Source organism: Streptomyces sp. NPDC052079, assembly GCF_040680275.1.
Lineage (GTDB): Bacteria > Actinomycetota > Actinomycetes > Streptomycetales > Streptomycetaceae > Streptomyces.
The window spans coordinates 103,689-115,403 of sequence record NZ_JBFAWL010000015.1; the positions used below are offsets into that span (position 1 = coordinate 103,689).

Consider the following 11,715-nt stretch of genomic DNA (forward strand, 5'->3'; position numbering starts at 1 on the left):
TTCAGTCGGTGACGGCCTTGTCGGCCAGGGCTGCTGCGGTGCGTGGGGTGGGGATCCCGAGGTCGACGGTGGGGCGTTGGGTTCGGCGGTAGGTGTCGTCGCGCTTGGCGCGGAGGAGCTGGAGGGTGAGGTCGAGCCCTTCGAGCTCGCCGGCCCAGCCCTCGGCTTGGGCGCGGGCTCTGCGGGAGATGAGGTCGGCTTCCAGGTCGTCAAGCCGGCTGATCATCTTCGGGCTGACCTGGAGCATCGGACACCGGATGCATGCGTGTTCATGCTGGCAGGGGGTGCGGTAGGGGCGTCCGCATGCGCCGAGTTCGACCTTGCGCTTGTCGAAGTGCTCTTCGAACTCGTTCCACTCGTCACTGGTGACGTCGCGGTATTCGTCGTCGGGGCGGAGCTGGCGACGTTCGTTGAGATGAGCGAGGTAATGGCGGATGACGTCTTCGTCGAACACGGCGACGTAACCGCGGGTGGTCTGGATATTGAGATGGCCGAGCAGGGCCGCGCCGATGTGGATGGGCAGTCCGCTGTTGACGAGCTCGGTGGTGAAGATGCGGCGGAAGTCGTGCGGGGTGAACTTGACTGAGCGGAACGCGGGATGGTGTTCAGCGAGGTCCGTGCAGCGTCGCGCGAGCATGTTGAGGACGGTCACGGGACTGATCACGCTGCGGGTAGAGCCGATCTTGCGCTGGAACAGGAACGGCATCGGCGGGCTCCAGACCTTGTCGTGCGGGTCGAAGCGCCGCACGATCGGGACCGGGCTGCCGTCACGGGTGTGCCGGCGGATGACGGACGCGACGACGTGGAACAGTTCGGCGGACATCGGGATCACGCGCTCGCGGTCGGTCTTGGACGGGCTGATGACCAGGAGGGCGACCATCTCGCCGTTGTTGCGCTGGTAGTGGCGGATGCTGAGGTGACTGACCTCGCACATCTCCTCGATGCGGGCACCTGAGTGACGCAGGGTTTCGACGATGGCCCAGTCCCAGAAGGCTGTCTCTTCCTCTGCTTCGATCTGGACCAGCTGCCCGGCGTCGTCCCGGACGCGGACGGGTGTGCGGTGGCCGCCGCGGGCGAGTGTGCGGTCTTCCTCGGTCAGGACGCGGCGGTAGGTGCGGCCTCCGCGGGTGAAGGGCGTATCGGTGGCGGCTGCTGAGGCGTGTTCCAAGAGGGCGCGGGTGTGGTCGTAGCGCTCCTCGACGTGTCGGACGAGGATCGGTAGGAGTGGTTGGCGCAGACGGGTTCGGTCGGCGGACCGCTCGTTGATCCGGCGGCGGCGCTTGGCCAGTCCGCGTAGTTCGCTGGGCGGGACAGGGCATGAGGCGACCCAGGGAGCCCAGCGTTCGGGTTCGTCGGCGGCCCAGGTGTGCAGGTCGTAGTAGAAGCTGCGGACGGCGATGACGATGGTGTCGACACCGATGCGGGGCTTACCGTCGTGGCGAACGCTGATCTGCCGGCGCCAGGCGTTGTAGAGGTCGGCCGGAATGTGCAGGTCGGCTTGCCCGGGGTTGATCTCCTCGATACGGGCCCAGAAGTGGTGGGCGACGTTGCGGACGAGGTGTACCAGGGAGGCGTAGTCGGTGCCGGGCTTGCGGCGGTGGAAGTAGTCGAGCAGGAGCCGGCGGACGCTCTGGTTGCGGATGGTGTGGCGGTCGACGAGTTCCTCGAGAGTGAGCTGGCCTCGGTGTAGGGCCTGACGCAGGGTGGCGGGTGTGCTGGGTGCGAAGTGGCCCATGGCGTGCAGGACGTTCCAGGCAGCATGCCCGGCGAACACGTTGGCGTCCTTCTTGCCGGGCCGCAGCGCAGCCTTCGCCGTGCGTGAGGCGTGGGCGTGGTGAAGCAGGGCCGCAGGGGTGAGGTCGGCGAAGCCGATGCCCTGGACCGCGAGCAGGCAGCACACGTCGAAGAGCGCTTCGCGTTTGTGGGGCCAGGAGAAGTCATGGTGAGCGACCTGGGCGGCGTACTTCTTCAGCAGGGGGTCGTTCTGGGCAGCGATGAACTGGTCCGGGAATCCGTTGAAGTTGTGCTTCTTCATCACCAGCAGCGTCGGCTGGACGACGCGGAGGCAGAACAGAGCCCGGACGCCGACGCTGTACTTCTGCCCGGCCCGGTTGGTGCCCAGGTCAGCGGCGGTGATCTCGCCGAGGCCCAGCGGGCTGGCATCCCAGCGCTGCTGCCACGTGCTGCCCTCGAACCCGCCCAGGTAGGCCAGGACGCGCCGGGTGGAGGCCCGGTGCTGTTCGGTGGTCCGCGCGGAGGCTGCCGGCGAGGCGTCGTGCGCGAGCTGGCCGATGAGCTGAGGCGTGGCGGTGGACAGATCCCCGAAGGGGCGCGGCACGGTGGTAGCCAAGGCCGGTCGGGCCTCGATCTGGCTGGAGGCGAAGGCCGGCTCGTCGCAGGTGTGGGTGTGGCGGCGGCTGACTCCGGTGGTGGGACGGGCGAGGTCAGGCACCGAACACCGCCTCGATGTCCGCTGTGGCGTAGCCCGCGGGGTAGTGCCGGGCCGGTCGGGGCGTGGCGTAGTGCTCGGTGAGTTTGTCGAAGAGTTCCTCGATGTGGACGGCCAGATAGCGGTTGGTGGTCTGGATGTCGGCGTGCCGCATGATCGTCTGGACCTCGGGGAGCGTGAGTTTCCCGCCGTTGGCCATGCGGTAGGCGGCGGTGTGCCGTAGATCGTGCAGGGACCAGTTCGTTCCCAGCAGGGTGTTCGCCCGTTGCATGACACGGCGCATGGCCCAGTAGGTCAGCGGACGGTCGGGGCCTCGGCGGGCCCTCCAGAGGGGTCCGCCATCGGTGGGTGTGCCGGCCGCGTCGAGGTAGAGGGCCAGGCGGAACAGGCCCTGCGGGGAGACCGGGACCGCTTCCCTGGCCCGGGTGCCCTTGGTGATCACATAGATCCGCTGGCCGGACCAGTCGATGTCGCCGACGGCGATGCCAAGGAGTTCCTTGGCGCGTGCGCCGCTGGAGACGAAGATCTCCAGCAGCGCACGGTCCCTGTCACAGTTCATCGCGGTGAACAGTTCGTCCCACAGCCGGTCGGGAATCGACCGCGGCGACCGTTCGGATACTCGCTGCCGTAGCCGGGCCCGGCCCACCATCGGCGTAGGTTCCAGCGGACTGCGGTGCCCCAGCGCGCGGCGCCGCTGAGCCGAGTGTGGCACCGGGTTGACGACCGGGCCGCGGCCGTGTTGGGCGTGGAACTCGTAGAACCCGCTGATCACTGTCAGAGCGTGGTTGATGGTGCGCGGCGCGTACCCGGCGCACAGGGACGCCTTGCCCGTGCGGAGATTGACCGTCCCGGCCACCGGAGCATCGGCCCGGTGCCGCTGACGCTGCGGGTTGGCGGCTGAGCGCAGCCAACCCGTCAGCACCGCGACCTCCGACTCCGTCGCACGCTCCCACCTGGTGCCCAGCAACCACAGCAGGCGGAACCACCGCAGCATCCCGTAGCTGTAGCTGCGGCAGGTCAGCGGGCTGGAATCCCCAAGCGCCAGGTCCCGCAGAAACGCGGTGACCGGCTCAACCTCGGCCCCCGTCGCATCGAGCACCGCGTACGGCGGATGAGCCCGGTCGGTCTCAACGACTCGTCCGAGGCGAGGAATGGCCCGTCGGCCCTCCATCAACTCAACCCGTACATCCATTCCTTGCTCCCTTGCTCGCGGTCCGTTACTCCATGACCAACGAGGCGGGGATGGTGCAGTTAACAGAGCAGTCCTTCGACGCGAGCCAACGGGCGAAGCCGGCCCGCTTGTCGGCGGGGCGGTTGGACAGGTCATGATCTACCCGGTGGGAGCAGGCGTGCTCCACGGTCCAGTGCGTACTCACCCCCGGGGAATTCCGTTTGATGGGCGTTACGTTCGAGGTGGGGCTGCTGGTCTGGGGCTTCAAATCGAGTGCCTTTCGTTGACGGTTGGGGTGGTGGCCTGCGTCGTTGCGGAGGGTCATGCATCAGATGCGCGATTCATGCGGCGGACGGAGGTGGTTTGGAGTGCTTGGCGGTGGTCTCGGGGACGCCTTCGCCTTCTGCGTCGTCTCAGCGTGTCCTGCGGATGGCGTCTGTGGCCGCCTTGGCGATGGCGGCGGGGGCGCTGGAGGGCTTGGGCAGGTGCAGCAAGGTGGTCCCCGGCAAGTGGCGGGACTCCGCGGTGAGGGTGAGCTGGAGTACGGCGCAGCCGGCGGTGGTGAGCTGCTTGACGCGGGTGACGGCTTGAGCGGTTTCGTCGCTGCCGTAGTGGGCGTCGGTGACGATCACGAGGAGGCGGCCGGCGCCGGGGCGGCTGAGTTCGAGGCCGTGGTCGAGTGCGTCGATGGCGTCGCCGAGGTTGTGGTGGCCGCCGTTGGCATCGAACGTCGTCACGCGCTCTGGTGCTCGGTGGGTGGGTCGGGTCAGTGCGGTCAGGTGCCTGTCGTAGGCGATGGTGGCGGTACGGGAGTCTGGGTCGGTCAGGGCTGCCGCGCGTGCCACGATCCAGGCAGCGGACGCGACGGGCGCGCATGCGGCACGCATGGAGCCGGAGACGTCGACGGCGATACCCACACGCAGCGGTGGGGTGGGGGAGTTGCGGCGGCGGGTGTGGGTGAACGGTTCCGCGGTGGGGACCGACCCGGCCGCGCGCTGAGCGTCGCGGGTGAGGGCCGCGCGCATGTTGAGGCGGCCGGGCGGGGTGGGGCTGGTGGTCCGCTCCTCGGTCCGCTCGCGGTAGGCGGCGGCACGCAGGGCGCGGCTCAGGCGCGCGGCGGCACTCTGCTCGGCGGCGGTGGGCCTGCGGGTGCCGGTGACCGGGTTGCTACGGGGCGCCGGTGTGCCGTCGGGGGTGACGGTGGTGCCACGGGTGTTGAAGACCGACTTGGCGGTGGCGGCGGCTTTGCGTCGCTTGCTGGCCCGCTGGGCGCGCTCCTGGGCCTGCGCCTTGGACTGCGCGGTCATGGCGTTGGTCGCTGCGGCCTGTGCAGCGAGATCGGCGGCGTCGGTGGCTGCCGTGCTGTCCATGACGACCCCCACGGCGCCGGACAGTAGATCGGTGAGGTTCTCCGGCACGGGCAGGGCGGGGGCCGCGGTGTCCAGAGCGTCGCACCATTTTTGAGCGTGCGCGAGCATGGTCGTGGCGTCGTGGTCGGCGCACTGGTGGGCTGCGGTCCAGATGCGGGTGAGTGTGGCCAGCAGGTTTGTGCCCAGCACCTTTTCGCACAGATCGGCGACGGCCCGGGTCTCGCCGGCGTCCAGGATGCCGACGTCACGGCGGCCGAGGATCAGGGCTGCCACGGCGGCGGCGTGCTTGATGCCCTGGAGGGTGGGGTGGGCGATGTCGGGCATGACCAGGGTTCGGGCACTGGTGCGCAGGTACGTGCGGTCCGTGGGCCGCGTGATCAGGTGTGCGCCTTCGACACGGCTCTCCTCCAGTAGGAGCGCGGCCTCGACGACACGGGGGTCCGCTCCGGCAGGCTGTGTCCAGACGGAGTGGGCCGCGTGCGCGGCCTCGTGGACGAACACTCCCCAGGCGGCGGGATACCGCTCCTCGTCGCCCACGATCCGCGGATGAATCTCGTGGGGCTGGAGCGGGGCGAACAAACGGGCGTCGAACTCGACCTCGCCCAGAGTGGGGAAGAACGCGGCCGGTGCGCCGCTGCGCGTGCCGGGGCGGCAGGTGACGAGGAGGTCCTGGCGGCCGGAGAGGGCGACCAGCCGATCGCCGAGTTCGGCTCCCACGCGCAGCCACGCGGCCGGGGAGGAACGGGGTTGCGCGGGCGGGGCGCCGTCGTCGTCCCATCGCGCGAGGTCGGCGTCGTCGTCCGGCGCGGTGGCGGGGGACTGGACGTGGTGGTGGGCGCTCATCGCGCGTGACCCCGGCGTGCGGAGCCGGTGCTGCCCGGGGGGTGCCGGACGGCCGAGGCGGGGAGCTGCTTGCCGAGGGTGAGGGGCGCGATCTTCTTGACGCCGACAGCCTTGATGACGGCGGCGGCGACGGTGTCGCGATCCTCCACAGGAGCGATGCCGACGAGGTTCGCGAGCGCGGCCTTGGTGCCGAGGACGGCCTCGGTCTTCTGGTAGCTGAGCAGTTCCCGCAGTTGGGGGGCCCAGCCTAGCTCGCCGAGTTCGACCTGACGGGCGAGGTGTCGGGCGACCCGGACAACGCGGGCATCGATCCTCAAGGCCAGGGCGAGGTCATAGTCCGTGCCGATCTGGATCTGCACGCTGAACCGGCTCGCGAGCGCCTCCGTCAACACCGCCCCGTGGACGCCGGGATTGTGGCCCGCCACCACGTAGAAGCCCGGCTTGGCCTTCATGGTCTCGCCCTTGTGGGCCTTGACCTGGATCTGCCTGCGCCCGTCCATCGCGGGATACAGCGCCGCCAGGACCTTCGGTGAGATCAAGGTGGCATCGTCGATCAGCAGAGCGCGGCCCTCGGTCATCGCGGTGACCAGAGGACCGTACTGGAAGACGTAGGCTCCCGCGTCGTCCTGCGTGTACTCGCCGATCAAGTCGCCGACCGTGGTGTCGCCGTCACCGGCGACGGTGAGCAGGTCCGGGAACGCCGCCTCGACCAGACTCGTCTTGCCGGTGCCCGGAGGACCGTAGAGCAGCACCGGCACGTCGGCGTCGCGCAAGCGATTCAACGCCTCGACGTCGGGCAGATCGGCCAGCTCCCGGGGGTGGTAGAGCTGACCCCCCGCGCGGCGGATCGGGCCGGTCTGCCTGGGCGTGGCTGCTGCGGGAATGGCCGTGCGGGCCGTGGCCGCCTGGGCGCGGGGAGGGTGGGTGCCCGGTGGGCTGATCACAGCGGTCTGCGCGGCTGCGGCCGTTTTCGCGTTCGTGCGGAACTCCGGTTGTCCGGTTCCGCCTTGGTCGGCCTCGCCGCGTCGCACCAGGGGAGGGCGGCGTTGCGGACGGCGCCGTGGGAGTGGCCCAGCTGCCTGGCCATGTCCCCGATGGTGAGCGTGTCCGCTGGCCGGTCGGCCAGCAGTCGGGCCACCTTGGCCCGTAGTTCGCCGCCCTTGGTGCGCGCTGGACGGGTAGGCGTTCCGGGTGTGGTCAAAGCGAGGTCCCTTCAACAGGTGCGTATGCGGGCGGGGTTGGCGGTGTGCTGAAGAGGCTGGCCGCTCTTGGAGCGGATCACGGACTGTGCCGGCATCGGCGACCGGGCCAACCGGGGTGTACCGTCGGCGCTCACCGGCCGACCGAGGGCTCGGTCCAGGTGCACGGGATGGCCGACGACGAGCAGCTCGCTAGCTGCCGAGCAGGCCCGTGCGTCCGCTCCGTACCGGGTTCCGTCGCTCGGCAGGCGCAGCTTGGCGTCTCTTCGAAGCCGGCCTGGAGCAGGATCCGCCGGGCGGCGGCGTTGTAGCCGGTGGTGGTGATCTCGCCGGTGATGGTGTGCCGGATCGGCATGAACGGCTCTGCTGGTGCTTCGGGCAAAGCGGACCTCCTATCGGTGGCGGGCGGTCATGCTGGCGCGGGGCGGCGGCGTCGGCGGTGTGGTGTCCACGGCCGGGCGCGGGCGGGTGCGCAGCACGGGAGTGCGGTGCGGGGGCAGGACGGCGACGGTCGCACCGAGGTCCTCGGCCGCCTCTTCGACTTCGCGGGTGAGGAACTCGATCTGCCGGCCCAGCGCTGAGAGGCGGGCGGCGATCTGGCGCCCCTGCACGGTCTCCAGGGCGCCGGCGAACTGCCCGCTGGTCTCCAGGAGTTCCTGCAGGCGGACCATCGGACCGGCGGCGTAGCCGCGTTGGACGGCTGCCAGGAGAGCGTTCGAGGCGTCGCCGGCACTGTGGCCTTCGACGACGTCGCGGATGAGGTCCTGCAGGGACAGCTCCGGGGCCGGTGCCGGGCGGTTGAACCGGGAGATGTCCGAGCGCAGCACGCCGGGCGGGACTGGCGCGGGCAGGGCCTTGCCCGCCTCGTATTCGTGGGCGTAGTGCCCGATGACCTGCCAGCCCGGTACGCCGGGGTCGCCGCGCAGTGCGACCACTGTGGAGTCGTCGTCCTCGACCAGGTAAGCGAGGGTGATCGGCTGTCCGTCGGCGGCGTACCACGATTCGGTCAGCTCCAGCGCGCCGCGCCGCTGCGCGGCCTGGGCCCTCTCGGTCCACAGCTGCTGTTCCTCGTCGGTCAGCGGAGCGTTATGGTGCTGGCCGTCGCGCTGGTCGGCGAGGTTGCTGGCGATCGGGCTGTGGTCCGCCCAGGCGGTGAGGTGCGGCCACAGGGCCGCGTGCTGAGCGCGCTCGGCGGGGGACCCGGGCGCGGCGGGCCGGTCGAGGGCCCGGCGGATTTCGGCGGCGGAGGCAGCCAGGCCGTCCAGGACGGCCCGCCACCCGGTCAGGTGCTGGGCGGGCGGCAACTCATCGAGCGAGAGTCGGGCCGCATCGAGGAGAGCCTCGGCGTGCGGGGCGAGGTGCGTGGCGTACGCCTCCAGCGCCGCCTTGTCACGGTGGGCTCGTGAGGCTGCAGCGGCGTCTGCGTGGACGGTGCGGCCGTAGCGGTCGCGTGTCATGTCGAGGGCGGCATCGGTCTCGCAGTCGATGACTGCCATCCGCAGCCGGAAGTCGCGTGCCTTGCTGGCCAGTGCGGACGCTGTCGGCAAGGGGCTGTCGGGGGCCGGACTGTTCGCGGGTGTCATCGGGACCGCCCGCCGGCCGCGGCCGTCAGGTGGACGGTGGGAGTGTAGGTGGGCTTCGGCGGGATCGGCCGGGCCGACGGAGGGGAGGTGGTGGGCGGCGTGGAGCGCAGCGTCGTCCGGCCGGCGGCGGCCTGGGCGAGCCGGCTGCGGCGCTCCTGGAGTCCGTGGGGCCGGACGGGGCGCGGCGGGCCGGTGGAGAGGGCCGGGTTGAGGCGGATGTCGGCCTGCACGGTGTAGCCGCGGCGACGAAGGTCGTGGACGGCCTGGCGGGTGCGGCGGACTCCGTCGCGCTCGGGCTCGCTGAGGCGGTACAGCCCGGGTTCACCGGGGACGGGCTCGAACTGCTCGCGCTCCAGGAACCAGTGGGCGAGGTGCTGGGGAATCGAGGAGGTGAAGGAGGCGACGAAGCCGTGTTCCTTGTGGTCGCCGAAGGAGAAGTGGGTGCCGGGTTGCAAAGGGGCGAGAGTCTCCAGACGTTGTCGAGGGGAACGGTCAGTGGCTGCAGTACGCGGGCCGGGCCCAGGCGAGGGGGCGGCATGACGCGGCCACGGGGAGGGCCGGGCGGCGGTGGGGTGCGCTCACGGGTACTGCTCGCCCGAGGCGATGGCGACGATCCCGGACTCCCGGCTGTGCGAAAGGATGATCTGCGCCTCAGACACGGACCAGGTCCTCGCCACCGCGCAGGACGGCCCGCAGGCTGCGTCCGTACGCCCAGGCGTGCTCCCGGGCCGCCGCCTCCAGCTGGTCGTATCCGACCTGGGCCGTCATCTGCCCGGGGTGCTTGCGGTACCTGTACACGGGGACCGGAAGCAGGATTCCGGGAGCGAGCGCGGTGACGCCGAGGGCCGCGCAGTAGTCCTCGCCCTGGACGAGACCGCCCATCGGCGCGGCGCGCACGAGGTCGGTGCGGGCCAGGATCGTGGTCGGCCCGATGGGGATCGTGTCCGTCGGCGACTTCCAATAGGTCCACACGTTGCCGGCCTCGTGCCGGCCGGGCGGGGTGGGGCAGCGCCACAGGCGGGTCGAGCCGTCGGGATACTGGTCCTCGCTCCAGCCTGCGCACCAGCCGACCCCGGTGGATTCCAAGGTGTTCAGCCGTACGGACATGGCGTCGTCGGTGAACTCATCGTCATCGTCAGCCCAGTTGACGTAGGGGGTGCGCACGTGGGTGAGGGCCAGGTTTCTAGCGCAGGCGGCGCCGACCGGCCGGGGCAGTGTCAGCGTGCGGATGCGGGAGTCCTGCGCAAGGGGGGTCGGCAGGCGTTCGGGGGTGGTGCCGTCGAGCGCGATCACGACCTCCCACGGCACGGACTGCCGGGTGAGACTGGCGTGCATGGCGGTCAGGTAGCCGAGGCGGTCGTCGCGCAGGAGGGTGGAGATGACGACCGTAATCAGGGGAGCGGGCAGGGAAATCTCCGACAATGAGAGGCGGTGAGGGTCAGCGGCGGGCAGCCGTGCGGGGCCCGGTCGGCGCTGCACCGGCAGCGGGCCGCGGCGGACGCGTGGCGCGCGAGCTGGTGGGCGTCCGGCATGTGGTGATGGCGGGCCAGTGCGCCGGGTGGTCGCTGAAGGGGGTGCTGGGGTCGGTGTCCCAGGCGACGAGGGGGCCCGTGCCTGTGTGAGCCATGCTGATCACTTCGATGCCCTGCGGATGCAGGATGTAGCCCCACTGCATGCCCAGGTCGCTGGCGGTCTTGTCGGTGACCGTCATGCGTACCGAGGGCGAGCCGTCCGGAGTGATCAGGTGATCGAGGGTCCGGCTGGGCCAGTGTTCGCCGCCGGTCAGCGCGGCCACGAGCGTGGGCGGGGCGTCGTCGAGGAGATCGGTGCCGAGTTCGTCCCAGCCGACGGCGATGTCGTCGATGAGGTACTGGGCCACGGCCTCGACGTTGCGCCCGAACTTGTACTGGTAGGCGGCCAGGAGGAGCGGGAGGTGGTGGCTGGGCACGCCGTCGAGCTGGACGTGGATGCCGCTGTACCCCGTGCCAACGGTGGGGCGGGCGATGAAGGAGCGTGTGGACAGGGAGTACTCCGCAGCGAGCAGGGGGCGGGCGGGTACAGCTACGCGCGGTGCGACCAGGAGGCGACCGGAGGGCCGGAGGCATCGGTGCGGGCGCAGGTGTAGCCGATCAGGCGGGAGGGCTCGGCCTTCGCGGGGACGGTGGCGGCGTCGTTGCACACGAACGTGTACGTGATGGAGGTGCGGGGCACGTCGTGGAGCCAGGCCCGGTCGCCCTTGCCGGGGTTGATCTGCAGGCCGGAGTGCGCGACGGCGTCGGTCTGGGTGTGCGTGTGGGAGAAGACGACCAGCGCGCCGCCGTCTGCCGTCTTGAGGGCGTAGGCATCCGTGAAGCGGTTGTCGGCTCCGTCGAAGACGCTGGTTCCCTTGTCGCCGAAGCGCGTTGCGGCATCGCTGTGGACCTTGAGCTGCCGCTTGCTGGCCTTGGTCGGCTCGAACACCTTCGTTCCGGTGTTCGTGCCTCCGGTGGCGAAGTTGTCCAGCACGGCAGTACGCAACAGGTCGGCGTCGGCGGCCAGCTGCTTGTTGTCGTTGGCGGCGACGGTCGTTGCGTATCCTTCACGGTCGAGGGCGACGTCGGGCAGCTTCTGGCTGTCCAGGTCGACGACGGAGACCATCTCCCAGCGCTTGTGCTGGGGCCGTTCGGTGAACACGGCCAGTCGCGAGGGGGCCTTGCCCTTCTCGCTGGAGAGCGCGGCGGCGAACCAGCGTTCCTGCCCGTCGGCCAGGCGGGGGATGTACAGCTTGGCGCCGGCGACGTCGTAGGACCATGCCTCGTAGGGCTTGCGGTCCTTGGCGGGGAGCCCTTCGGCCTCGGTGTAGTCCGAGACGGACATCGCGTACAGCGGTCCGTCCTCGACGGTGTTGAGCAGGCGCCGGTCGCGGTCGGCGTTGGCCTCATTGTTGATCTTGGAATAGCGGGTGATGACGTCGCGGGCCTGGGCGGTGCTGAGGGCGGGCGCGAGCTTCAGGGCGGTGCTGGCGCTGGGCGTCGGCCGGGCCTGGGCGGTGCCGTCTTCGCCGGCGCACCCGGTGAGGGCCAGGGCGAGGCAGGCGGCGCCGATGATCAGCGGCAGGGTA

Annotated in this window: 9 protein-coding genes and 2 pseudogenes; all 11 read right to left on the reverse strand. The window is 70.6% G+C overall.

Annotation, left to right across the window (positions count from 1 at the left end):
• Position 1: 1 nt before the first annotated feature.
• Positions 2–2,452 (reverse strand): site-specific integrase, encoded by a 2,451-nt coding sequence (locus AB0L56_RS21830; RefSeq protein WP_365425494.1) that lies wholly within the window; start codon positions 2,450–2,452, stop codon positions 2–4.
• The gene (locus tag AB0L56_RS21835; RefSeq protein ID WP_365425496.1) at positions 2,445–3,641 is read right to left on the reverse strand and encodes a site-specific integrase; all 1,197 of its coding nucleotides are present in this window, start codon (positions 3,639–3,641) and stop codon (positions 2,445–2,447) included. Before AB0L56_RS21835 ends, AB0L56_RS21830 begins: the two co-directional genes overlap by 8 nt.
• 64 nt (positions 3,642–3,705) lie before the next feature.
• Positions 3,706–3,945: pseudogene (locus tag AB0L56_RS21840) on the reverse strand (hypothetical protein); the annotation flags it as partial.
• Between the two features lie 88 nt (positions 3,946–4,033).
• The gene (locus AB0L56_RS21845) at positions 4,034–5,833 is read right to left on the reverse strand and encodes a hypothetical protein (RefSeq protein WP_365425498.1); all 1,800 of its coding nucleotides are present in this window, start codon (positions 5,831–5,833) and stop codon (positions 4,034–4,036) included.
• Positions 5,830–6,971, reverse strand: a pseudogene (locus AB0L56_RS21850) (AAA family ATPase). The gene AB0L56_RS21845 and the pseudogene AB0L56_RS21850 overlap by 4 nt, the downstream one beginning before the upstream one ends.
• 194 nt (positions 6,972–7,165) lie before the next feature.
• Entirely contained in the window at positions 7,166–7,387 is a 222-nt protein-coding gene (locus tag AB0L56_RS21855) for a hypothetical protein (protein WP_365425578.1), read from the reverse strand.
• Positions 7,388–7,424: 37 nt separating this feature from the next.
• Positions 7,425–8,615 (reverse strand): hypothetical protein, encoded by a 1,191-nt coding sequence (locus AB0L56_RS21860; protein WP_365425500.1) that lies wholly within the window; start codon positions 8,613–8,615, stop codon positions 7,425–7,427.
• Positions 8,612–9,070, reverse strand: a complete 459-nt coding sequence (locus AB0L56_RS21865) for a hypothetical protein (protein WP_365425502.1) — start codon at positions 9,068–9,070, stop codon at positions 8,612–8,614. Before AB0L56_RS21865 ends, AB0L56_RS21860 begins: the two co-directional genes overlap by 4 nt.
• 196 nt (positions 9,071–9,266) lie before the next feature.
• Positions 9,267–10,010 (reverse strand): glycosyltransferase, encoded by a 744-nt coding sequence (locus AB0L56_RS21870; RefSeq protein WP_365425580.1) that lies wholly within the window; start codon positions 10,008–10,010, stop codon positions 9,267–9,269.
• Positions 10,011–10,053: 43 nt separating this feature from the next.
• Positions 10,054–10,563 (reverse strand): hypothetical protein, encoded by a 510-nt coding sequence (locus AB0L56_RS21875; RefSeq protein WP_365425504.1) that lies wholly within the window; start codon positions 10,561–10,563, stop codon positions 10,054–10,056.
• A 113-nt stretch (positions 10,564–10,676) separates the two neighbouring features.
• Positions 10,677–11,471: a hypothetical protein gene (locus AB0L56_RS21880; protein WP_365425506.1), complete on the reverse strand. Its 795-nt coding sequence runs from the start codon at positions 11,469–11,471 to the stop codon at positions 10,677–10,679.
• Positions 11,472–11,715: the final 244 nt, after the last annotated feature.